This window comes from Pseudomonas sp. Marseille-Q8238, assembly GCF_965111915.1.
Map to the genome: position 1 here is coordinate 2,039,085 of NZ_CBCOPI010000001.1, position 19,380 is coordinate 2,058,464.

General features: G+C 62.8%; 29 protein-coding genes. 2 read left to right on the top strand and 27 right to left on the bottom strand.

Translation table 11 applies throughout. The features are described 5' to 3' along the window. Nucleotides 1-93: 93 nt before the first annotated feature. The 18 genes from ACWPW0_RS09400 to ACWPW0_RS09485 all read right to left on the bottom strand — a co-directional run bounded on the left by ACWPW0_RS09400 (nt 94) and on the right by ACWPW0_RS09485 (nt 10,944). On the bottom strand, nt 94-360 hold the full coding sequence (locus ACWPW0_RS09400) for a type II toxin-antitoxin system HicA family toxin (protein WP_454255149.1): 267 nt from the start codon (nt 358-360) through the stop codon (nt 94-96). After that, a complete protein-coding gene (locus ACWPW0_RS09405; protein ID WP_454255150.1) occupies nt 357-1,211 on the bottom strand; it encodes a DNA adenine methylase in 855 nt (284 codons plus the stop codon). Before ACWPW0_RS09405 ends, ACWPW0_RS09400 begins: the two co-directional genes overlap by 4 nt. Next, a complete protein-coding gene (locus ACWPW0_RS09410) occupies nt 1,208-1,846 on the bottom strand; it encodes a hypothetical protein (protein ID WP_454255151.1) in 639 nt (212 codons plus the stop codon). The genes ACWPW0_RS09405 and ACWPW0_RS09410 overlap by 4 nt, the downstream gene beginning before the upstream one ends. Continuing rightward, nucleotides 1,839-2,480, bottom strand: a complete 642-nt coding sequence (locus ACWPW0_RS09415) for a hypothetical protein (protein WP_454255152.1) — start codon at nt 2,478-2,480, stop codon at nt 1,839-1,841. Before ACWPW0_RS09415 ends, ACWPW0_RS09410 begins: the two co-directional genes overlap by 8 nt. After that, a complete protein-coding gene (locus ACWPW0_RS09420) occupies nt 2,470-2,667 on the bottom strand; it encodes a hypothetical protein (protein ID WP_454255153.1) in 198 nt (65 codons plus the stop codon). Before ACWPW0_RS09420 ends, ACWPW0_RS09415 begins: the two co-directional genes overlap by 11 nt. Next, nucleotides 2,660-3,217, bottom strand: a complete 558-nt coding sequence (locus tag ACWPW0_RS09425) for a DUF2786 domain-containing protein (protein WP_454255154.1) — start codon at nt 3,215-3,217, stop codon at nt 2,660-2,662. Before ACWPW0_RS09425 ends, ACWPW0_RS09420 begins: the two co-directional genes overlap by 8 nt. Continuing rightward, the gene (locus tag ACWPW0_RS09430) at nt 3,207-3,482 is read right to left on the bottom strand and encodes a hypothetical protein (protein ID WP_454255155.1); all 276 of its coding nucleotides are present in this window, start codon (nt 3,480-3,482) and stop codon (nt 3,207-3,209) included. Before ACWPW0_RS09430 ends, ACWPW0_RS09425 begins: the two co-directional genes overlap by 11 nt. After that, the gene (locus ACWPW0_RS09435; protein WP_454255156.1) at nt 3,479-3,865 is read right to left on the bottom strand and encodes an Arc family DNA-binding protein; all 387 of its coding nucleotides are present in this window, start codon (nt 3,863-3,865) and stop codon (nt 3,479-3,481) included. The genes ACWPW0_RS09430 and ACWPW0_RS09435 overlap by 4 nt, the downstream gene beginning before the upstream one ends. Nucleotides 3,866-3,925: 60 nt before the next feature. After that, nucleotides 3,926-4,888, bottom strand: coding sequence for a hypothetical protein (locus ACWPW0_RS09440; protein ID WP_454255157.1), 963 nt, complete (start codon nt 4,886-4,888; stop codon nt 3,926-3,928). A gap of 61 nt (nt 4,889-4,949) precedes the next feature. Continuing rightward, nucleotides 4,950-5,264 (bottom strand): hypothetical protein, encoded by a 315-nt coding sequence (locus tag ACWPW0_RS09445; RefSeq protein ID WP_454255158.1) that lies wholly within the window; start codon nt 5,262-5,264, stop codon nt 4,950-4,952. A 10-nt stretch (nt 5,265-5,274) separates the two neighbouring features. Further along, on the bottom strand, nt 5,275-6,012 hold the full coding sequence (locus ACWPW0_RS09450; protein WP_454255159.1) for a hypothetical protein: 738 nt from the start codon (nt 6,010-6,012) through the stop codon (nt 5,275-5,277). Between the two features lie 215 nt (nt 6,013-6,227). Continuing rightward, nucleotides 6,228-9,035 carry a toprim domain-containing protein gene (locus tag ACWPW0_RS09455; RefSeq protein WP_454256720.1) on the bottom strand — a complete coding sequence of 936 codons (2,808 nt, stop codon included), beginning with the start codon at nt 9,033-9,035 and terminating at the stop codon, nt 6,228-6,230. A 5-nt stretch (nt 9,036-9,040) separates the two neighbouring features. Beyond that, nucleotides 9,041-9,286: a hypothetical protein gene (locus tag ACWPW0_RS09460; protein ID WP_454255160.1), complete on the bottom strand. Its 246-nt coding sequence runs from the start codon at nt 9,284-9,286 to the stop codon at nt 9,041-9,043. Between the two features lie 10 nt (nt 9,287-9,296). Next, nucleotides 9,297-9,530 (bottom strand): hypothetical protein, encoded by a 234-nt coding sequence (locus ACWPW0_RS09465; protein ID WP_454255161.1) that lies wholly within the window; start codon nt 9,528-9,530, stop codon nt 9,297-9,299. Between the two features lie 58 nt (nt 9,531-9,588). Continuing rightward, nucleotides 9,589-9,930 carry a hypothetical protein gene (locus tag ACWPW0_RS09470; RefSeq protein ID WP_454255162.1) on the bottom strand — a complete coding sequence of 114 codons (342 nt, stop codon included), beginning with the start codon at nt 9,928-9,930 and terminating at the stop codon, nt 9,589-9,591. Next, complete coding sequence (locus ACWPW0_RS09475) at nt 9,927-10,235, bottom strand: ogr/Delta-like zinc finger family protein (RefSeq protein ID WP_454255163.1); 309 nt, start codon at nt 10,233-10,235, stop codon at nt 9,927-9,929. Before ACWPW0_RS09475 ends, ACWPW0_RS09470 begins: the two co-directional genes overlap by 4 nt. Continuing rightward, nucleotides 10,232-10,702 (bottom strand): YmfL family putative regulatory protein, encoded by a 471-nt coding sequence (locus tag ACWPW0_RS09480; protein ID WP_454255164.1) that lies wholly within the window; start codon nt 10,700-10,702, stop codon nt 10,232-10,234. Before ACWPW0_RS09480 ends, ACWPW0_RS09475 begins: the two co-directional genes overlap by 4 nt. Nucleotides 10,703-10,731: 29 nt before the next feature. After that, nucleotides 10,732-10,944 (bottom strand): DNA-binding protein, encoded by a 213-nt coding sequence (locus ACWPW0_RS09485; RefSeq protein ID WP_454255165.1) that lies wholly within the window; start codon nt 10,942-10,944, stop codon nt 10,732-10,734. Between the two features lie 72 nt (nt 10,945-11,016). On the opposite strand from ACWPW0_RS09485, the gene ACWPW0_RS09490 reads away from it, so the two are divergent. Next, on the top strand, nt 11,017-11,370 hold the full coding sequence (locus ACWPW0_RS09490) for a helix-turn-helix domain-containing protein (protein ID WP_454255166.1): 354 nt from the start codon (nt 11,017-11,019) through the stop codon (nt 11,368-11,370). Nucleotides 11,371-11,405: 35 nt separating this feature from the next. Then, nucleotides 11,406-11,891 carry a hypothetical protein gene (locus tag ACWPW0_RS09495; protein WP_454255167.1) on the top strand — a complete coding sequence of 162 codons (486 nt, stop codon included), beginning with the start codon at nt 11,406-11,408 and terminating at the stop codon, nt 11,889-11,891. A 285-nt stretch (nt 11,892-12,176) separates the two neighbouring features. Here the strand turns inward: ACWPW0_RS09495 and ACWPW0_RS09500 are convergent, their stop codons facing one another. From ACWPW0_RS09500 to ACWPW0_RS09540, 9 genes are all read right to left on the bottom strand, one after another. Further along, complete coding sequence (locus ACWPW0_RS09500) at nt 12,177-12,959, bottom strand: hypothetical protein (RefSeq protein WP_454255168.1); 783 nt, start codon at nt 12,957-12,959, stop codon at nt 12,177-12,179. After that, the gene (locus ACWPW0_RS09505; RefSeq protein WP_454255169.1) at nt 12,952-13,347 is read right to left on the bottom strand and encodes a hypothetical protein; all 396 of its coding nucleotides are present in this window, start codon (nt 13,345-13,347) and stop codon (nt 12,952-12,954) included. The genes ACWPW0_RS09500 and ACWPW0_RS09505 overlap by 8 nt, the downstream gene beginning before the upstream one ends. 49 nt (nt 13,348-13,396) lie before the next feature. Continuing rightward, a complete protein-coding gene (locus ACWPW0_RS09510) occupies nt 13,397-13,609 on the bottom strand; it encodes a hypothetical protein (RefSeq protein WP_454255170.1) in 213 nt (70 codons plus the stop codon). A 251-nt stretch (nt 13,610-13,860) separates the two neighbouring features. Further along, nucleotides 13,861-15,180: a phage late control D family protein gene (locus ACWPW0_RS09515; RefSeq protein ID WP_454255171.1), complete on the bottom strand. Its 1,320-nt coding sequence runs from the start codon at nt 15,178-15,180 to the stop codon at nt 13,861-13,863. After that, nucleotides 15,177-15,617, bottom strand: coding sequence for a phage tail protein (locus ACWPW0_RS09520; protein WP_454255172.1), 441 nt, complete (start codon nt 15,615-15,617; stop codon nt 15,177-15,179). Before ACWPW0_RS09520 ends, ACWPW0_RS09515 begins: the two co-directional genes overlap by 4 nt. Nucleotides 15,618-15,623: 6 nt before the next feature. Further along, nucleotides 15,624-18,236 (bottom strand): phage tail tape measure protein, encoded by a 2,613-nt coding sequence (locus tag ACWPW0_RS09525; RefSeq protein ID WP_454255173.1) that lies wholly within the window; start codon nt 18,234-18,236, stop codon nt 15,624-15,626. Then, nucleotides 18,226-18,345 (bottom strand): GpE family phage tail protein, encoded by a 120-nt coding sequence (locus ACWPW0_RS09530; protein WP_454255174.1) that lies wholly within the window; start codon nt 18,343-18,345, stop codon nt 18,226-18,228. The genes ACWPW0_RS09525 and ACWPW0_RS09530 overlap by 11 nt, the downstream gene beginning before the upstream one ends. Before the next feature lie 8 nt (nt 18,346-18,353). Then, complete coding sequence (locus ACWPW0_RS09535) at nt 18,354-18,749, bottom strand: phage tail assembly protein (protein ID WP_454255175.1); 396 nt, start codon at nt 18,747-18,749, stop codon at nt 18,354-18,356. A 75-nt stretch (nt 18,750-18,824) separates the two neighbouring features. After that, nucleotides 18,825-19,340, bottom strand: coding sequence for a phage major tail tube protein (locus ACWPW0_RS09540; protein WP_454255176.1), 516 nt, complete (start codon nt 19,338-19,340; stop codon nt 18,825-18,827). Nucleotides 19,341-19,380: the final 40 nt, after the last annotated feature.

Consider the following 19,380-nt stretch of genomic DNA (forward strand, 5'->3'; position numbering starts at 1 on the left):
TCCCCACACAATGCGAAAGGCCCAGTGTATGGGCCATAAAAAAACTTGGCCCGCAGAGGGGCCAAGAATTTGGGCGGTCAGTTTCTTGTCAGCTCAGCCATGCGCTACCTCGACGACTGCATGCTCCGTCTCCACCACGCAATAACCGTCTGCCCTGGCCAGCATGGACACAGCGTTGCGAACGGCCCGCCAATCGCTCGGCGTGCTGCTGGTGTGGACGATAGGCCGGCCTGGCTTTGTTAGGCGCAGGTGGCCACCGTTGGTTTTGGAGATCTGCCAGCCGTGTTCCCTGGCGTAGCAGAACAGCGGCCACAGGCGCTTGCCACCGCGCCGGCCGGCAATGATGACGTGTCGGCTCATACCGTCACCTCCAGCGGCAAGCCACGCCGCGCCAGCGCTTCCATGCAGGCGGGGTTGAGCCAGAGGCATTCGGTGCGCGCCGCTGTGCCTCGAAAGGCCGCGATTCTTGCGGTTGTGGTGTTGACCGACCAGCCCTTGAGAGCCTTGTCATACAGCTCGCAAGGGTAGCCGCTGACAATCACCATCCCGTCGAGCAATTTCAGCGTGTCGAGTAGCTCGCCATGCTCCTGGTCGTCCATTTCGTGGCGGTAGTAGCGGCCTTTCTGAGCACCGTGAACGCGGGTTTCGTGCATGTATGGCGGGTCGATGTAGTGCAGCGCTGATGCCGAATCATGCTGGCGTATTACTTCAAGGCCCGGCCTGTTCTCGATCAGCACGCCCTGCAGCCGCTGGCCGAAAGCAGCGAGGTTATCGGGGAAGCGTGACCACAATTGCGGCGCGGTACCGTACTTGCGGTATGGGTCGACTCTCAGACCGGTGGTGGCCTTGGTCGCGCCAGAGCTGCCGAAGCCCATTTGTGCGCGTATCACTGTGCGCCTCGCTCTCTCGATCGGCTCGTCGGTGTAGATCCATGCCTGTTCGAACTCGTCGCGGGCGTATGGGGTGAGCACCAGCAGTTCGGCTAACTGTTCGCGCTGTGCTGCGTCCTGCAGCACGCGGAAAAGATTGACGATATCGCCGTCCAGGTCGTTGTAAACCTCGCCATGGCTCCGCGGCTTCTGCATCAGCACGCCAGCGGCGCCGCCGAACGGCTCGATATACACCTGGTGGGGCGGGAAGTGTTCGATGACCCACGGGGCAAGCCGAAACTTGCCGCCGTGATAGCGGATAACGGGGGCTGTGATGCTCATGGCGCATTCCCCGTACCGCAGTGCGGGCAACTGGAGTAGTAGTCCGCTGGGCGCAGGAAGCGGCCGCAGCCGCCGTAGCCGCTGCCACAGCGGTGGGTCTCGCGGCGGGCCTTCTGGCGCTGGAGCTTGGGCAGCTTGAGGCCGACCGCGCGGAGCGCTTTCTTGTGATCGAGCTTGTAGGCTCGCACCACCGGCCTGCTGTGCTGGTCGATGTAGCTTTTCGGCCAGGGTACGTCACCCTGCTGGGCAAAGAATGGGGCATGCGCAAGGCTCCAGGTGCTGGCGTCTGCCAGATTTGAAGTCGCTCCGGGGGCACGAAGCCATATCAGGCAATTGCCGTCCCAGTCGCCCTTGTAAGCAACGTAGATGCAGTCACCAGCCGGCGCCGCTGCCAGCGCCTGTTCTGGGGTGAGCTCCAGGTACTGATGATCGACGCCGACCTCGGCCAGGGCGCGGACGTAGTCGACTGGCCAGGGCAGGTCGGTTTCGCGGCATTCGTACTGTTTGACCGCAGCAGCTCGGGTGAACTGCTCGGCTTCGTCCAGGTTGGAGGTGTAGCCACCACCGTCGCGCCAGAACATCGCCCGGCTGCCGGTGTTGCTGCGGCTGTCCTGCAGGTAGAAGAGGTCAGACATGGGCCACCTCCACGCACTTGAACTCGACTACCCATACCAAAGGGTTAGCGTTCCAGCTGTCCGTACCGTTGATCGATGACCACAGGATCGAGAAGAGCTCGCTAGGGGAATAGCCGTTGCCGTCCGGGTCGAGGTCTTGCGCGCAGCTTGCCACGCCCTCGGCCAGCGCCTGCTGTTCGCTGATGTCCTGCAGGCGCTCGACGCGCACGGCAGAGATTTCCAGCAGGATGCGGCTATAGCGGCGGTGCAGGTGAATGCTGGGTACCGAGCGTTCAGGCAGCAGACCGTCATAACTGGGGCCTGCTTGCTTATCTTCGTCGTCGAACAGCGAGCACAAGTAAACGGTTTCGCCGTGTCTTCCGCCGGCGGCGTAGTGGTGGCCGTACTCTGGATCGAAGCGAAGGCTTTCGCGCACCCACAGCCGGTCGCCGGGGATGCCATATGGGCACGCATGCTCCCCGCTGCACCAAAAATGGAAAATGCCTGTGCTTGTTTCGAGTGGGAGTCGCTCAGACTGAATCCAGTCGCTATTTACGACCCTGCGCGTGACCTGTTTATGGCCACTGAGGATGGCGCGAACCATGGCACCGCTGAACAGGATTGGTCGCTCTTTGGGGTGATGTTTAGCGCGCATAGCGAGGCCTCCGGGCTTGTTTGGCTGCGGCTTTTTCGGCCTGCACTGCCGCCCATTCGGCCTGCTTGAGCTGCTGGCGGATGCGGCTGCACTTGGCGTGCTTGCGTGTCGAGCGGGCCTTAAGGCAGATGTCGCAGATGCTGGGCAGGTCCAGGCGGTGGCTTGCCAGTGGTGGGCGCTCACGCATGGGGCACCTCCTCGGTGTGCTCCAGGCGAGGATTGATTGGCGTGACAGGTACCACAGCTGCCATCGCCATAACGCGAAGGTCGCGCTCGCTCAATTCTTTCGGTAGTTCGTCGTCTGGCAGGGATGAGAACACGCGGTTGGCCTGGATGAACGCTGAGAATGCGGCGCTGAAGTGTTCGGCCAGCGCTTTACGCAGGGTGTCGTAGTGGAGTTCGAACTCGATGGCTTCTGCCGGAGTTGTCTCTACCCCTACATGCTTCGGGCGCCGCTTGTTCTTGTAGATGCCTGGGTCGTTGGTGTTGCCGATCTTCGCCATGATCTGCGCGGCGAGCTTTCTATCGAACATGTTGCCCACCGGAAACCAGCGAATCTCGCGACTCTCTTCGGCCAGGTCATCCACGGTGATGCCGTGGCGCGCGAGCAGCTTCTCCAGCATTCGCTGGGCGTTGACCTTCTCGCCTCCTTCGCCGCGCTCTGCCAGCGCCTGGAGTTTGCGCAGTTTGGCTTGTACCTTCTCGCTCAGTTGGTCGGCGCCGATCTTATTGCTCACTGGGCACCTCCACGGCGTAGACGGTCATGTCGCCCAGGGCGGCGCCCTTGTTGCGGCGGATGCGCTTGAGCTGCTGGAAGTGTGTGGCGTCGGCGCCGAGCAGGAACACCACCGACGAGGTATCCGTGCGGCCAATGGCTCGGAGGCGGTCGAGCAGCCAGGTATAACCGGCTGGCTCGGTCAGTTCGTGGAACGGCTGGTCCTGGGCTTCCAGCTCGGCCATGAGGTCGTTGGCCTGCTGCAGGGTGATGAGCTCGTTTTTCATGCTGCACCGCCTTGCGCGGTGCGGCAGGCGGTGAGGGCCGCTTCGGCGTGCTTGCAGGCATGCACACGGTAATCGACGTGAGAAATATCAGGGTTCGGATACTGCTGGACGATATCTTCCAGCGCCTCGCTCAGGGCGCTGACTTGCGCTTTCAGGGCATCAATCACCATGCGCTGCTCTGCAATGAGGTCGGTGGTGATGAAGGACCGTTCCAGCCGCACGATGATTTCGCTGTTCATGCTTCGATGGCTGGCGGCGGCCAGGTGTTCGATACGGCTGCGCATGCCATCGGGCATACGGAGCACGAATTTGTCGGCGCTTCGGGAGTTGCCCGCGAAAGTGGTAGTCTTCACTTCGCCGGTCTCTTGGGGTTTCGCTTGCATGGTGTTTCTCCTTTGGGGTTGGTACGGCCTCGGTGGGTTGCAGCCCGCCGGGGCCTCTTTTTATGCCGCCACGTAACCGGCGGCTGTCTTGCTCAGGAGGCCGCGCTCGGTGGCCTTCTGCATCAGCTTGGTGGCCTTGTCGCTGCCTATTCGTAGTTCCTTCGCTACCTGTCTTACTGCCACCTTGGTTCCTTGTTCCGTGCCGGCTATGAGTTGCAGCAGCGCGGCTGGCAGGCCTTCGCCTGTTGCCGTTTCCGGCGTTGTTTCCGGGTGTTCCTGTGGCTGTTCCCCGGCCTGTTCCTGACGTGCTGTTACGGGTGCGGTGCTGTTCCCGGTAACGGGTACGGGCCGAAGGGCGGAGAGGATCAGGGCGGGTACAACCTCCAGTGCCACGGCAAAACCCAGGCACAGCAGGGTGGCCAGTTGCATGGGCAGGCCTGTGGCTTTGGCCGGCAGGCTGAGCAGGGCGGTCAGTTCCTGCGAGGCGGTATCACGGCGCACCTGGGCGCGGTCGCGCTCGGTGTCGATGCGGGCCAGGGCGGCGCTTTCCAGCTCCAGGGCGCGGCTGACCATGCCGCGTTCGCGCAGGGCATCGCCCTGGCGGCGCACGGCTATGGCCTCGGCGTCGAGCTGCTCGATGCGCGTTGCGTCGGCCTGGCGCAGTTGCAGCAGGTCGGCCTGGCGTTGTTGGTGTTGCGCCTGGTACTCGGCGCGGCTTGTGACGATCGAGGTCATGAGGCGGTCGTAACTGGCCCAGCCAGAAACGCCGCCCAAGGCCAGAGCGCTGGCCATCATCAGCAGCGCGCAGAGGGTGCGGCGCACGGCCAGCAGGCCGAGGGCCAGCGGCCAGGCCGCGTACTTGAACAGATCCAGCACCACAGCAGCGGTGGCGAACAGGGCAGTCAGCACGGGCGCTTCGATCAGGGCAGCCATGGCCATGGCCACCGACGTGGCCGTGACGCCGGCGAGGGCGGCGACCATGGCCAGCAGCGGCCAGCGGTGGTTGGTGTGGATGGGGTGCATGGTGTTTCTCCGTTGGGTTGCCCTGGTGCGTTGCAGCGCACCAGAGCGGTTGGGTTGTCGGTCAGGTGCTCAGCGGGTCAAACGCAAACTCACCCGACTCTGCGAAGGCCTGCAGGTGTGGCAGCAGTTGGCGCACCTGTTCCTGGCTGAGGTGCATGCGGCTGCTGATGACGGTCCCCGCTGGCAGTTGCACTGGCTGCCAGCCCTTGCCTTGATTCATGAACTGAATGGTGGGGTTGGTGACCCCCAACCAGCAAAACACCTGTTCGCCCATCAGGCTGCTGATCTGGAGAGAGCAGATTTCGTCGTATTCATCGCGGAAGGTGATGATCGGAAAACCACGCTCGGTGACTCTGCAGGTGAGGTCTTTGCTCATGGCTTCCACCTCACACCTGTGCCGTTACGGGTGGCACGCCCTTGCTGAGCATGCTGCGCACGCTGGCGGCCAGTTCGGTGGGGGCGACGGCCTTATCGTTTTTGACCGGCTGCGGCAGCAGCTTGGCGGCTTCGGGGAAGAGGTCTTCGACTTGGCGGGAGGTGCGGCAGGCCAGCAGCACGTCCATGGCTTGCTGGCGGAACGCCAGGCCGGCCTCCATTACGGCGGTAATGTCGGCGCAGATCATCAGCCCCAGCGTTTCCATGCCTGGATCAGTGATGAGTTCCATGCCGTGGAGGCGGGGGACTGAACCGGAGGTGCTGACCAGATTGATGACCCAGCCCGCTGGGCTGTAGCGGCTATGTTTCAGGTACCGGACCACACCGGCGAATGCCTCCGAGGCCAGCATCGTGGTGACGCGGTGGTTTCGCATTTCGTTGTCGTATTCATCGTAGATGCCTACCAGCTCGCATTTGCGCGGCTGCTCGCCCTCGCGGGGCTTCATGTATTCGGGGCGCACAGTCGAAGTTGCCGTTACGGCGCCGGCCTGAATCAGGCTTGCCCAGTGTTTTTTATCCAGCCCTGGCAGGGCCTCGACCTTCGAGCGGTGCGCAGCCCAGAACTGTTTATTGAACGCTGCGAGGTCCAACGCGATGCGCTCCCCGTGTTGAGCAATGGCCTGCAGCATCAGCTGATTGGCTACTTTGTCGCGCATGGTCTGGTTGATGTTGAACGGTTTGGTTTGCATGGTGTTTCTCCTTTGGTTGCCCAGGTGTTGCAGCACCTGGGCGGGTTGGTCAGTGGATAAGGGCGGTGATCAGGTCGGGGGTGAGGTAGCCGCCGATGGCGATTACCGCCAGCGTGAGGCCGTTGCTGGCCAGGGCTTTCAGGTGGTCGGTGAGGGTGGGTTGCATGGTGTTTCTCCTTTGGGGTTGTGCCTGGGCGTTGCAGCGCCTGGGCGGGTTAGCTGGCCTTGAACACCCAGCACTTGACGGTAGGTGACTTGTAGACGGTGAGGTTTGAGCGCTTGGCCTGGTGCTTGCGCACCGCGCTGCACACGGCGCGGTTGCTGGCCACCAGCTTGCGGGTACGGCTTTCGGGCAGCAGGTTGCGCAGCACGGCGATGTCGGCCAGCTTTTGCTTGTGCTCGTTGGCGCGCTCGTAGAATTCGTTGAGGTTGATGGCGATTTCACCGGTTTCCGGGTTGTTGCTGTGGTTGACCACCGGGCCTTCGGCGTCCAGCCCTTCGAGGTAGTCGAACACCTCCCAGAACTCGGCCACGGCGGGGTGGTCTGCGCTGATTGAGCTCTGCCGCTCGATCGCCATGGCGATGATTTGCCGTTGCGTGGCGCTGACCTGGGCGTCGGTGATGGGCAGCAGCAGGCGCAGGCAGTCGAGCAGGGCCAGCAGCTGGGCGTGGTTCTTGTTGATGCGCTCAACGCGGATGTAGCCGCGCAGGGCGTTGCCACAGCCGCAGGGGCTTTTATCGTCCGGGTAGGCGGTGCCGCACGCCACGCAATGGGTGTGCAGGCGGCGCAGGCGGGCTTCGTGCTCTGGGAAGCGCTGGTTGAACAGATCCAGCACAGCCGCTTCCTGGCGCACGGCCAGCAGCAGGAAGTGGCTGAGGGTGGTGCCGTCCAGGGCGTTGAGCTGGTCTGCCGCTGCGCGGCTTTCCGGTGTAACGGTGGGGCGTACAAAGTGCAGCTTGCAGATGCGCGTCATGATGGCCTCATGCGCGACCACCGCGGCGTTCTGGCTGATGGCGATGGTGCCCCGGAAGGGTGGCTCGTAGGTCTCGTTACCCGCCGTTTTCACGCCTTTGGTGGCCAGCGTGCCGCCGCCGTAGAAGTCTTTCAGCTCGTCCCACTCGAAGGTTTTGGCGTGGGCTTTGTCCTCGCTGTGGCGGTCTGCCTCCAGATAGACCACCGGCATGCCGGAGACCTGACCCATGAGGCGGGAACGCCCGGCTTTGGTGGACTTCATCGGGTCGAAGCCCTCGTAACCCTCGCGGCCCAGCAGTTTCCACAGCAGATTGAGCAGGGTGGTTTTACCGGCGCCGGCCTCGCCCGTGGCTTCGAGGAACGGAAACGACTGCCAGCGGGCGCGGATCTGCTCGCAGAACAGGGAGCCGAAAAAGAACGTCAGCGCCACCACGCCCTGGGCGCCAAAGCACATCCACAGCAGGTTGAGCCAGTCGGTGTTATAGCCCTTGCCGCTGCGCTCGATGCGGATAGGTACGCCCTTTTGCAGGGTCTTGAGGCGCAGCTTGTCGAACTCGAAGTAGTCCTCGACGTTGGCCTCGATCACCACGCCGTCGCGCACGGCTACGTCGCCGAACACATACGTGCCGTATTCCTTGCTGTAGCCCACATAGTCGATGGTATCGACGGTTTTGATGCCGTAGAGCTGGTCTTTCATGATCTTGTCCAGTTGCTGGCCCGTGCCGGTGAACATGGCGCCTGCGGCCATGCCGAGCAGGCGTTTTTTGAATTCGCTGGCAGCAGCAAGCTGGGTAGAGGTGAAAGTGTTTTTGACGCTGGGCGCGCCGTGGGGGAAGTCCACACGCAGGTAGTACCAAGACTCGTCCGTCACTTCGTTGCGCTGGTAGTACAGGGCCTCGGGGTAGCAGTTGGCGATTTCCACCACGCAGCCGCTCAGGCGCAGGGCCTTTTCGCGCATTTGCTTGTTGGTGAGTTGCTTGGCCTCGGGTTCGTCGCTGCTCTCCAGGGTCTGCATGGCCTTGTTGTATTTGTCGAGGTCCAGCGCCCACCAATACAGGCGGTTGTCGTAGCCGAAGTGGAACTCACTGCGCTCGCTGCGCTGGTACATGATCAGGGCCTTTTCCGAGGCGCTTTCGGCGATGAGCAGGGCGCCCTGGTAGCGGGCGGCGTCAATGTCTTTGTCGATGCGCTCGGCGCGCTGCTCGTCGTCGTCGATAAAGGCCCAGCGCTGGTGCAGGTCATTCCAGTCCAGCTTTTTGCCGTGCTGCGGGATCTGCACCGCGATGCAGGTAAAGCCCAGGGCGCGGGCCTGGGGCACCCACTTGCGAATGCAGGCACGGGCGTAGGGCTCGTTATCCAGCGCCCAGATGAGTTTGGGCAGGGGCAATTCTGCGGCGGTACGGGCCTTGACCAGCTCGCGCAGGGATTCTTCCGGGAAGGGTGCGGCGGACATCATCGAGACGGCGGGCATGTCGTGGTGCAGCAGGGCGATGGCGTCGAAGATGCCTTCCACGATGTACAGCTCGCTTACTTCCTGCAGGTCCACCGAGGGCGGGCACCACCATACGCCCCGGTAACTCTCGCCAGGGGCGAAGCGTGCTTTCTGCTTGCCGAAACGCTCGGGGCGGTCGATCAGCCGCTCCCAGTAACCGCCCTTGGCCAGCGGGAAGCGCACTGTGGCGCTGCCGGCGTTGGCGTCGCGGCTCCAGAAGGTTTCTTGGCTAAACCAGCCCTCAATCAGCTCAAGGCGGAAGCCACGGGAGAATTCCAGATAGGCCCGCGCCGTGGCCGTAGGTTGCTCGGCGGTGGCCGGTACGCGCTCGCTCCAGTCGTTGAACAGGTCGCTGTACAGGTCTTTGACGTGGTACTGCGCCCCGCATTTGCCGCGCCCGCAATGCAGCATCCACGGGCTGTCGAAGAAGGTGTACATCTCCAGCTTGCCGCACGCCGGGCATTTGCCCTTGCGCATGTACTTGGTGCGACCGGCGCGCTTGAGGCCGTAATCGTTCTCCAGGCGCTGGAGAATGTCCGCTCGCAGGGATTCGCGCATGGTGCTCATGCTTTGGCACCGTAGGCGAATTCATATAGCTCATGACGCAGCGCGCTGTGCTGCTCGCAGTTGATAACGTCAGCTTCAAGGTATGCGGCCAGCATTCCAGTCAAGTGGCGAACTTCGGCCTGGCGTAGGTCTGCCGGCTGGTCGTACAGGATGGTTTGCATGTTGCCGGCGAAAATATAGCGGTCGGGATGTGCCGCGAACTGGCTGCACAGGGGCAGGGCGGGGTGGTTGGGCGTTGGCATGGTGCAGTCCTTACTGGGCAGCGTTGAGAGCGGCTTTCAGCGCGCCGATGGTGCGTTTGTGGCCGGCGAGGGCCGGGTAATCGTCGAGAATGCGAGCGCTGCGCAGGCCGGCGGGCACGGTGCGGTAGGCGTCGTCGTACCAGTGCTCTGTCAGCCCCCGTCGCAGCTCGCTACGCAGGTCTGCCAGCCAGGCCTGTGCAACGGGCGTTGGCATTTCGAGCTGGAAGGTGATGGCGTTGGGCATGGCATCCTCCGGGCGCAACTTCCCCAAACCCACGGCATGGGCAGGGCGTGGGGTTGGGTTAGTGGGGTTGGAAGCGAGTCGGCAAAATGCGGCGCGGCACCGCGAACGCCTTGCAGGGCATGCCCTGGTGAACATGGGTGATAACGGTGGCGTCTGGCCCGGTGGCGCGGTCTATGCCGATCACCACCGGTACCAGCTCGGTCATGGCCAAGTGCACCAGGCGCGGCGCCATAAACAGGGGCACGTCCATGGCCTGCACCAGGTAGTTAACGGCGCGGTCGAACAGGGCGCCGTCGTCGGCCAGGTGTTCGGCCTGGTGGCGCTGCAAAAAGCCCAGAGCGGCGGCTTGCATGCTGGCGCGGTACTCATCAGTAGCGAGGGGAGCGGGCTGGGTGTTCATGCGTTGGCCTCCACGGGGTCGAGCATGTCGAGCTGGGCGGTGGGTTTGCGGTTATCGCGCAGGGCCTGCATGCGCTGGGCCGAGGGCGCCAGGGGCAGTACCACGCGGGGGGCGTCCAGGCCGGATGGGCTCAGGGCGTATTCCCAGCCCAGGCTGCCGACATACGTCGCGCCGCAGGCCACGTTCATGCACTGCGCGTACATGGTTTTGAACACCGGGGTTTGCGCCTGGCTGTTGCGGATGCGCATGGCAGCGCCGCAGGCCGGGCAAATGCAGCGGTAACCGCCGCCGGCACTGGCGCTCATTCGGTAGGCCTCCTGTGCAGGGTGATAACGGCGAACACCTCGGCATGGCGGGCCGCAATGTGCTTGCGGTGGGCGGCGAGGATGCGCTTGATTTCCTTGTCGTCGAGCTGGCCGTCCTCAAGGAAGCGGACCAGCAGCGAATCGACCTTGCCGCGCTTGGTGGCGGTATGGAGGCTGCGTTCGAACAGGTCGATGTTGTCCAGCTCGCCCGCGTCGGGCAGTTGGACGAAAACACCGCCGTACAGCGCGCAAATGTAATCGGGTAGGTGGGTGGTGCCGGCCTGGTGTTCCAGCTGCTGCAACTGGGCATCGCTCAGGGGCTGGCTGCCGGCGTTTTCGTAGAGGTGGTTATCCAGCTTCTTCACTGGCAGGCCGAGGCGGGCGGCGGCGCATTCCCGGCCCCCGGGAAAGGCGGATACCACGGCACTCATGACCTGGCGGCGGGTTTCTAGAATTGGGCGCTTCATCTTCTCGTTTCTCCCCTGGACCAGGCGCACTACTGTGCGACCGTGCCTTCCTTGATGCCGAGAAGTACGGCGGCGCGGTGGGCTTCACCGCGTAGGCACTTCTTCTGGCCGTTGAGGACGGCGTAGACGGTGGACTCATGGATTTCGTGCTGCGCGGCGAATGCGCGGACAGTGATGCCTTGGCGTTCCAGGCGTTCACGTGCGGCTTGGCAGGCTTGCTCGGGGGCGTAGGTGTCGGCCATAGTTCAAATTCGTGTGATTTAGCGTGAATACAGGCGAAGTATTTCCCTCATTCGTGGGAATGTCAACGCTATATGGAGACATTTGTGGGAATAGGCGAGCGCCTGAAAGAGGAACGTGAGCGGCTAGGGCTGAACCAGACAGAGTTCGCGGCCCAAGCTGGGGCGTCGAAAAACACCCAGTACAACTACGAGAAGGGCGAGCGAAGCCCAGATGCCACGTACCTGGCTGCAGCTGATGTGATGGGTGTAGATGTGTTGTATGTCGTGACTGGCCGGCGCACGCCGGAACCAAGCAATAGTTTCAGTGGCGGAGAGGTTGAACTTGTTGAGCGCTACCGCCGGTTGCCTGATGAAGATCGGGCAGGTGCGGCGAGGATGATTACTGCCCTAGCCGAAATGGCTGGGCGTTATGAGGTAAAGAAGTAAGTCGCGCAGTTGCGAATTGAATGGATTAGCAGGGGATGCTCACGATGGAAGGTTTTGCAGGGAATTTTTGGGCGGCACGCAAAGGAATTTTAGTCGGCGGGCTGCTCTTCGTCATAGCGTTGGTCGGCGCAATGTCCGGTTGCACTGAGGGAGAGAGCCAGGCGGATAAGCTGGCGCGTGCAAACACACTAGGCGAGGTTGTTGAGGTTGTCGCTAGAACAGCACCAGCCAGCGCCTATACGGTTGATAGCACCAAGTACCTTGCTGTTGTATTTGAGACCACCAATGTCACCCGTGATTACCACCTGCTGACTACAAAGCGTCTTATGCCCGTACTTTTGGAGCGCTATCCGGGTATCGATCGATTTTTCCTCGCTTGGGCCAAAGACGAGAAACAGTTCTTGAAGATCCAGTTTGACCGGGCCGATGTAGCCGGAGTGCGCTGGGAGGCACTGATTATCAAGGATGATTCGCTCCAGAGATTATCGTCTATGTACTGGACGATTCCGGCTCTGCGGTAGCAGAGAGTAACTGCACCACGTTGAGTGGCAGCGAGGCCGGCATCTTGCAGATGCTGGCAGTTCACTGCCATTAACGGAGTATGCAGATGAAAACTGATGTTCTTGGGCCTGCCAGCAATCAACCTGCGGAGCCGGTTGTAAAGCCCTCGATAGAGTCGATAACCCCAGCCGAACGGCGGCTGTTGATGTTCTACCGGCGCCTTGGCGCTGATGACCAGGCATTCATAGGCCGAGCGATCGAGGCGATGGCCACCTGTTGCGATACAGCCTGAAAAAGAAGCCCCGCTAGTGCGGGGCTTTTTCGTTCGGCGTCTCTAGCCGCTGTCGGCGCTTGTTTTTGCGTTTCAACTCTAGTCCCAGTTCAAGCACTTTATGCCTGATTGTTGAGGGATCACGCCGTAGGCTTGTGGCGATTTCGCGGGCTGTCATCGTGCTGGCATTGCTGCGGATGAACTCGACCTCGGCGCTGGTGAATCGGCTTCGCTTGTGGCCCTTCGTGTCAATGCCGAGCTTTCTTATTTTGGCCCGTATCGAGTAAGGGTGGCGCTGCAAATGCTCGGCAATTTGCGCAGCCGTTTGTGTGGCGGCGTGGGTACGGATGTAAGCCAGTTCGTCGTCTGAAAACGGTATGCGCTTGTCATTCGTTGCACCCAGTGCACTCAGTTGCATGAGGACTGCCAGGGCTGTTCTGCCGAGTTCGCAGGCCAGTTGCTCGATGGATGTGGCGGGGTAGTTGTTGCGTATGTAGGCCTTCTCCTCGGGAGTCCATTTTTTACGCCGGACTGTGAATTGCTCACGCAAGCGATAGACGAGCAACAGGCGGCGATGCACGGGCATTTCCCGGTGAGAGCCACCGTCTGGGCGGGTGCGCCAGGCCTCTACGGTGTTGCGTGGTACCAGGGCTAGTTCAGCCACGATATCGTTTGTGAGGTGCTGGCCGAGGTAGAGCTGTGACCACTCCCTGAGGCCGTTGAGCAGGGCAAACTGATCAATACCGGCCAGTTGCTCGGGGTCAGTAGTGAGCTGGGCCAGGTTGAGCCAGCGCGGCAGCACGCTGGGATCAGCCACGCGCCTGCCCCCGCCACCAGGTTTCGACGGCCTCGATGATGGCCACCTCTTGCACGTAGTTCAGCGCCGCCAGCTTCTGCTGCATGGCGCGGGGGTCTACGTCCCATTTTTCGGCGATGCCGTCCTCGATGCTGTCCTCCCAGCCCATGTTCAGGCTGCCACGGATGACCTCAGCGGGCTCGCTGAGGGTGCCGTTGAGCATGTCGCGCAGGGCGTTCCACTCTGCATCGCTGAATAGTTTTTCTACGCGCTCACGGCGCAGGATCTCGGCGTAGCGGTCGCCGATTACGTTTACGCGCTTGCTGGTGGTGATGCCCGTTTCGTCGCCCGTGGCGCCGATGGCGGCTTCGAGCTGTGGGCCGATGTGAATGCCGGCTTTCTTGGCCATGGTGTTCTCCAGAAATAAGAAGCCCCGGCGCTTGGCCAGGGCTGGGTGATTAGTAGCTGTTGCAGAAGTCGTCCCAGAGTTGGTTGCCCAATTCATTGGCTTCGCCGCTGGTGGATACACCGTCGATGGTGGTTACGGTGGTGTTGCCAACGCGGGCTTCATGACCTTGTTCGTTCAACCATGCGCAGTATTCTGCGGTTGCTTCGTCAGTGCCGGCGGCGTCGAAGGCGAGAACGATGGTGTAGGTAATGTCGTTGTTCATGGTGTTTCCCTCTGTGCGTGCCGTGCGGTAGTGCCGGCTTCTTCAGTGGCGGTTCGCTTTGCGCGTCCCGTTGATGTGAATAATAGGTGCACCTATGGTGCACCGTCAATGGCGGCATGATCATACCCGACGAACGGTCATCATGTACTTATAGGAAGAGCGATCGAGGCGATGGCCACCTGTTGCGATACGGCCAAAAAAGAAGCCCCGCTAGTGCGGGGCTTTTTATTGCGCTTCAAATCAAACCGCGTTTAGCCAGCGAACCTCGAACCTGTAATTTGGGGCGCCTGCATCTTCGCCCATTCCCGGTCCACGGCCCGCTTGGCGCTGGCCTTGTCGCTGTAGAGAAAGCGCAAGCGGCGGGGTTTGGTCTGGTCGCCGGCGGTGAGGGTTTTTTCGGTACCGGACTGCTTATCGCGGTAGTAGGCAATGATGCCGGTGTAGTTGCCGCCGTTGTCTTCGTACAGTTCGTCGACGGTGTCTTCGGGCAGCTGGCTTTCCAGCTCCAGGCTGGTGGTGTAGCCGCCGTCTGCGGTGAGGCTGTGTTGCACGTTGCCGCCGTGCCAGATGATGGCGTCTATCTCCGTTTTGACTCCGGCCAGGGTGTAAGTGAGCTCAGGTATCAGGTCTGGCCTGCCCTTGGCCAGTTGGTAGCTGAGGGTGGCGCTGCCGCGTTGCAGGCGGTTCCACTCGGCACGGGCGGCGCGCAGGGCGCTGGCCTGGTCGCTGTAAGTGTGGCGCAGGTCCTTGAGGTTGTCCCCACCGCCGGCAATGGCTTCCTGCTTTTTGGCGCTGTTGATGTCGTAGAAGTAGGCGCGCACGCCGTCGTAGCTGTCGCGGTCGGCCTGCAGGTAGCGGTGGCTGTCGCCGTCTGCTCTGGTAAGGGTGATATGGGGCAGGGGGGCGCCACTTGCGGTTTTGCCGCCTGCAACGGGCATGAACAGCAGCTTGCCGGCCTTGACGGTGGCCACGGCGTCGAACTCTTCGCCCAGGCGCGTTAGCAGGTTGGCGTCTGATTCGTTGGCCTGATCGAGCTGCAGCACGGGCACGTTATGGAATTTGGGTGAGGTAACGGGCTCCAGGCCGTTGCGCACGGCGATGTGGAAGATGAGCGCGTTGATGGTGGTGTTGCTCCAGCTCGATTCGCGCTTGGTTTTGAGCTTGCTGCGCATGTCCGCGCTGCGGGCGCGGATGCTGAGCACGTCGGGCGCGCCGGCGTGCTCGGTTTCGTCGACGGTGAACGTGCCTTTTTCCACCAGGCCGGTGTCACTCCAGCCTAGCCATAGCTCCAGCTCGGCGCCCCTGGGCGGGATGTTGAGCAGGCCGTCGTGGTCGCTCAGTTCCACCTCCAGGGTGTCGGCCTCGATGCCGCGATTGTCGGTGAGGCTGAGGCTGATGAGGCGCGGCACTTGTAGCGGCGGTTTGATTTCCAGCGGGCTGATGATCTGCGCGATGTCTTTGCCATCGACGATGAGCCGGAATATCGGCGCGGGGTAGTCGTTGTCGCCAAGCAGGCTTTTGCCGATTTTGGTGAGCGTGCCGGTTACGGCGGACAGGGCCTCGGTGATCAAAACAGCCTCCGCAGGATGTTGCCGGCTGCACCGATGGCGGCGCCGAGCATGTCGAGCTTGCCGTCGTCGATACGGGTGAGGCGGATGGTGAATTCGATGCGCCGCGCTGCGCCGTCAGGGAAAAACAGCGTACGGGTTTCGCTGATGTCTTCGATTACCCAGATGCCCATGATGCGCCCGGTGCCCTCGATCAGCGGCCAGGCCTTGCCGGTGTCTGCCATGAAGCGCAAGGCGTCCAGGCTGAGGGCGCTGCCGGCCAGCTCGGGCAGGATGATGCCAGGTAGGGTGAGGCTGTCGTCGCCCCGGCCCACGAACTGGCGCGCCGGGTTGGTGCCCACGCGGCTGCTGCTGGCGTGGCGCCAGGTTGTCGAGCGTTGCAGCTCTTGGTAGGCGAGGGTGGGCAGGCTGAACACGAACATGCCGAGGGCCATCATCATGCTGAATTACTCCGAGTCGGCCAGGCGGCCACGGTTGCGCGCCTGCTGCTGGCGTTGGGCGGCGGCGAGTTGGCGTTGCACTTCTGCCGCGATGGCGGCGGCGTCCATGCCCGGCGCCGCGTAAACGTGAATGGTGATGGGGGCGGGGGGCATAGCGCTGCCGCCCATGCCGCCAGCGGCCAGCGGCGGGCGCCCGTCAAAGCTGATGCCGTTGCCGCCCAGGCCGAGCATGTCGGCGCCGGCATCGGTCACGCGCTTGACGGTGCTGGCGAGCTGGGTGAGCACGTCCCCTTCGCCGCCGGCCAGGCCCTGGGTGAGGCCCGCCATGGTGAAGCCGCCGAGGCTGGCGAACACGCGGGACGGGCTGTGGATGCCGAGTTTCTCTTTAAACCAGTCGATGGCCTGGCCGCCGGCGCCGGTGATGGCTTCTTTCACCGCGCCCAGGCCGTTGGTGATGCCGGTTACCAGGCCCTGCATGAGCATGCTGCCGAATTCGGAGAATTTGCCGGGCATCTCGAAGCCGAAGTAGTTCATGACGCCGGCGAAGGCGCGGTAGAACAGGCCGAGGGGGGAGAAGTCCAGAATCAGGCGCGTCCAGCCCCCTATGCCGCCGTTGAGGTTTTCGGTTATCTCGGCCCACAGGCCGACGAAAAACGCCTTGATGGGCTCCCAGTTCTGGTAGATGAGGTAGGCCGCCAGGGCGATGGCGGTGATGGCCAGGCCGATGGGGTTCATCATGAGCGCACGGCCGATCCACAGCACGGCTTTGCCGACCCAGAGCAGGGCAGCGCCAACGCCCTTGAGCGAGGTGATCAGGCCCAGGCTTTTGAGGCCGAACAGCATCATGCCGTAGCGGACCATGGCGAAGGGGCCGAGCACGCTGGCGATGGCCAGGGTGATGCCGCCCATGGTGGCGATGAGCAGGGTGATGCCGGCGATGGTTTTTATGATTTGCCCGGCCAGCACGGGGTTTTCATTGATCCATTCGCCAATGGTGCGAATAACGCCTGTGATGCTCTGCGTCAGGTCGCGCAGGGCAGTGTTCTGCCCTTCGAACAGGGAGATACCCACGTCTGCCCAGGCGGATGTGAGTTGGTCCCAGTCGCCGGCGAAGTTGTCGGCCATGGTGGCGGCTACCTGGCGCGCTTCGCCCTGGCTGTTGCGCAGCGTCTCGATCAGCTCTTGCAGCTTACCTTCACCGGCCTGGTCGACGAGGATGCCCATGGCGTTGGAGCCGGTTTCGCCGGCGATGGCCTTCCAGAGGCTGCCGCGCTCGATGTCGCCCATCTTGCGGGAGCGGTCGTAAATCTCTTTCAGGATGGTCGGCATATCGCGCATGTTGCCTTTGGCGTCCATGACATTGATGCCGAGTTTCTTGACTGCTTTGTTGGCAGCGCCGAGCTCTGATAGTTCGTCATCTGTAGCGCCAAGCTTCAGTAGCGCTTCCCGTGCTGCTTTGTTGGGCGCAGCGAGGCGGCCGATTATGCGGCGGATACCGGTACCGCCCATGCTTCCCTGAATGCCTGCATCGCCCAGCTTCGCGGCCATAGCGGCAGTGGTTTCCAGGTCAACGCCAAACTGTGCCGCGCCCGGGGCGGCGTACTTCATCGTTTCGCCCAGGGTACTGATGCTGGTGTTTGAGCGGGTAAATGCGGCTGTGATTACGTCGGCCACCCTGGCCATCTGGTCGGCCTTGAGGTTCATGCCGGTGAGAATGTTGGAGCCGATATCGGCGGTTTCCCCCAGGTCCATGTTGCCGGCCTTGGCCATGTCCAGAATGCCGGGCATGGCGGCCTTGATCTTCTCCGGGTCAAAGCCGGCCATGCCGAGGAATGCTTGCCCCTCTGCCACCTGGGTGCTGGTGAACAGGGTGGTGGCGCCCAGCTCGCGGGCCTGTTTGCGCAGCATGGCGAGTTCGTCCGCCCCTTTGTCGAGGCGGGTGAGCGCCTGCACGCGGGCCATGGTGGTATCAAACTCGACGCCCTTGCCGAGGGTGGCCAGCAACGGGCGGCCCATACCGTAGGCGGTGGCCAGGGAGCCTGCACCTGTACCCGCCATGCTGGCGCCGAGCTGCTGGGTGCGGGCGAATTGCTGTTTGGCCTTGGCCAGCCGCTGCTGCTGCAAAGTGATGCGCTTGAGGCGGTTTTCCTGCTGTTGCAGGGCAGCATTGGCGGCACCGATCTGCTCGCGCAAGGCGCGTTCGCCGGCACCCAGGTTGCGGGTGCTGATGCCGGCGGCGGTGAGGCGGTTGCGCAGCCCCTGGAGCTGCTGTTGCTGCTGGGCGTGCTGCTGCTTGAGCTGGGTGGCCTCGCGGATGGCGCTGCGCATATCGCGCGTCATCTGTCGAGTAGGTGCCCCGCTGGCGGTGATTTGCCGACTGAGGGCGGCCACACGTTGGCGGGCTGCCTCCAGGGATTTTTGCGACTGCTCGGCGGCCGCACGCTGGGTGCGCCAGGCGCTGACATCGCGCTGCTGGGCGTTGAGCTCTTTGAGGCGGTCGCGGGTTTCTTTCAGTGCGCGGGCGGCACCGACGCCGCCGCCCTGGATTTTGCGCAGCGGGCCGGTGGCCTTGTCGAGCGTAGACAGGATGACCTTGAGTTGCAGACGATCAGCGGCCATCCGGTTGACTCCGTACGCGGGCGCGCTCGCGCCATTCCATCAGTTCTGTGAGAGTGAGGCCGTCCATGGCCTGTGGTGCCCAGTGGAACACTATGGCGAGGTCCGCCATGGCGTCTTCTACGCGGTGAGGAATGCTTCCGCCTTCACCGACTTCCGCACCAAAAAACCGGCCACCGTGCTGCCCAGTTCCACCAGGTCGGCAGGGTCCAGGCGGCCCACTTCGACATCGGTGATGAGCGGCGTGGTGATGCGCGGCAGGACTTTGCGCAGGGCGTTTACTTCGAGGTTGAGCAGGTCGACCAGGGCTACGCCGCGCAGCTCGCCCGACATGGGTTTGCGCAGGGTGAGTTCGCTGATGGTTTGGTTGGCGCGGACGATGGGCTCGTCGAGGGTGACTGTGGCCTGGTTGGGGTTTTGCGGCGGTGCAGGGGTGGCGGTGGCCAACGGCTTGGCTGCGGCCTCGCGGGTGGCGTCTTGCTGCTGGTCGTGCGCGTTGTCGATGATGCTGCCCATGGGGTGTGCTCCTTTAGCGGTATGCCGGCGGGCGCTGCGGTACCGCAGGCCCGCCGGGCTTTGGGGGTTATGGGGTTAGATGCCGAGGGCCTGGCGCTGGGCTTCGAGCATGTCGACGCCGCCCACTTTCTCGATGAAGTTGAGCACGTCGATTTCGATGATTTCTTCGCCGTCTACGGTGAGCTTGTAGTAGGTGCAGGTGGTGGTGACTTTGTGCTCGGTGTCTTCACCGGGGGCGGCGTCGCCCATGTCGATTTCTTCGTGCCGACCGCGCACGGCGATTTCGACCGCGAATACTTCGCCGGTGTCGTCTTGCTGGTAGGCGCCGGCGAAACGGAGCGGCACGCCGTCTGCCTTTACCGAGCCGTATTGTTTGAGCACGATGAGGTCGAGCCCGCCGAGTGTCCATTCCAGTTGAATGCCATCGTCGGATTGACCAAGGTCGGCCTTGGCCGGGCCAGGCATGCCGCCGCCCCGGTAGCTTTCCAGCTTGCGGCCCAGCTTGGGCAGGGTGATGGACTTGGCGACACCACCGTAAGAGGTGCCGTCGTTGAAAAACATCATGTTCTTGAGTTTGCGGGGCAGGGCCATGACGGCTGTCTCCTACGGCGCGGCGTGTGCCGCGCGGGCA

Bases quoted from the DNA above. Each gene is read 5' to 3' on its own strand.
- ACWPW0_RS09405 (WP_454255150.1), bottom strand. From the start codon at position 1,211: ATGAGCATCACAGCCCCCGTTATCCGCTATCACGGCGGCAAGTTTCGG.
- ACWPW0_RS09415 (WP_454255152.1), bottom strand. From the start codon at position 2,480: ATGCGCGCTAAACATCACCCCAAAGAGCGACCAATCCTGTTCAGCGGT.
- ACWPW0_RS09410 (WP_454255151.1), bottom strand. From the start codon at position 1,846: ATGTCTGACCTCTTCTACCTGCAGGACAGCCGCAGCAACACCGGCAGC.
- ACWPW0_RS09540 (WP_454255176.1), bottom strand. From the start codon at position 19,340: ATGGCCCTGCCCCGCAAACTCAAGAACATGATGTTTTTCAACGACGGC.
- ACWPW0_RS09475 (WP_454255163.1), bottom strand. From the start codon at position 10,235: ATGAGCGCCAGTGCCGGCGGCGGTTACCGCTGCATTTGCCCGGCCTGC.
- ACWPW0_RS09435 (WP_454255156.1), bottom strand. From the start codon at position 3,865: ATGCAAGCGAAACCCCAAGAGACCGGCGAAGTGAAGACTACCACTTTC.
- ACWPW0_RS09520 (WP_454255172.1), bottom strand. From the start codon at position 15,617: ATGATGATGGCCCTCGGCATGTTCGTGTTCAGCCTGCCCACCCTCGCC.
- ACWPW0_RS09535 (WP_454255175.1), bottom strand. From the start codon at position 18,749: ATGGGCAGCATCATCGACAACGCGCACGACCAGCAGCAAGACGCCACC.
- ACWPW0_RS09460 (WP_454255160.1), bottom strand. From the start codon at position 9,286: ATGCCAACGCCCAACCACCCCGCCCTGCCCCTGTGCAGCCAGTTCGCG.
- ACWPW0_RS09440 (WP_454255157.1), bottom strand. From the start codon at position 4,888: ATGCACCCCATCCACACCAACCACCGCTGGCCGCTGCTGGCCATGGTC.
- ACWPW0_RS09420 (WP_454255153.1), bottom strand. From the start codon at position 2,667: ATGCGTGAGCGCCCACCACTGGCAAGCCACCGCCTGGACCTGCCCAGC.
- ACWPW0_RS09480 (WP_454255164.1), bottom strand. From the start codon at position 10,702: ATGAAGCGCCCAATTCTAGAAACCCGCCGCCAGGTCATGAGTGCCGTG.
- ACWPW0_RS09445 (WP_454255158.1), bottom strand. From the start codon at position 5,264: ATGAGCAAAGACCTCACCTGCAGAGTCACCGAGCGTGGTTTTCCGATC.
- ACWPW0_RS09430 (WP_454255155.1), bottom strand. From the start codon at position 3,482: ATGAAAAACGAGCTCATCACCCTGCAGCAGGCCAACGACCTCATGGCC.
- ACWPW0_RS09485 (WP_454255165.1), bottom strand. From the start codon at position 10,944: ATGGCCGACACCTACGCCCCCGAGCAAGCCTGCCAAGCCGCACGTGAA.
- ACWPW0_RS09450 (WP_454255159.1), bottom strand. From the start codon at position 6,012: ATGCAAACCAAACCGTTCAACATCAACCAGACCATGCGCGACAAAGTA.
- ACWPW0_RS09505 (WP_454255169.1), bottom strand. From the start codon at position 13,347: ATGGCCAAGAAAGCCGGCATTCACATCGGCCCACAGCTCGAAGCCGCC.
- ACWPW0_RS09495 (WP_454255167.1), top strand. From the start codon at position 11,406: ATGCTCACGATGGAAGGTTTTGCAGGGAATTTTTGGGCGGCACGCAAA.
- ACWPW0_RS09530 (WP_454255174.1), bottom strand. From the start codon at position 18,345: ATGGCGGACCTCGCCATAGTGTTCCACTGGGCACCACAGGCCATGGAC.
- ACWPW0_RS09470 (WP_454255162.1), bottom strand. From the start codon at position 9,930: ATGAACACCCAGCCCGCTCCCCTCGCTACTGATGAGTACCGCGCCAGC.
- ACWPW0_RS09400 (WP_454255149.1), bottom strand. From the start codon at position 360: ATGAGCCGACACGTCATCATTGCCGGCCGGCGCGGTGGCAAGCGCCTG.
- ACWPW0_RS09465 (WP_454255161.1), bottom strand. From the start codon at position 9,530: ATGCCCAACGCCATCACCTTCCAGCTCGAAATGCCAACGCCCGTTGCA.
- ACWPW0_RS09455 (WP_454256720.1), bottom strand. From the start codon at position 9,035: ATGCGCGAATCCCTGCGAGCGGACATTCTCCAGCGCCTGGAGAACGAT.
- ACWPW0_RS09525 (WP_454255173.1), bottom strand. From the start codon at position 18,236: ATGGCCGCTGATCGTCTGCAACTCAAGGTCATCCTGTCTACGCTCGAC.
- ACWPW0_RS09490 (WP_454255166.1), top strand. From the start codon at position 11,017: ATGGAGACATTTGTGGGAATAGGCGAGCGCCTGAAAGAGGAACGTGAG.
- ACWPW0_RS09510 (WP_454255170.1), bottom strand. From the start codon at position 13,609: ATGAACAACGACATTACCTACACCATCGTTCTCGCCTTCGACGCCGCC.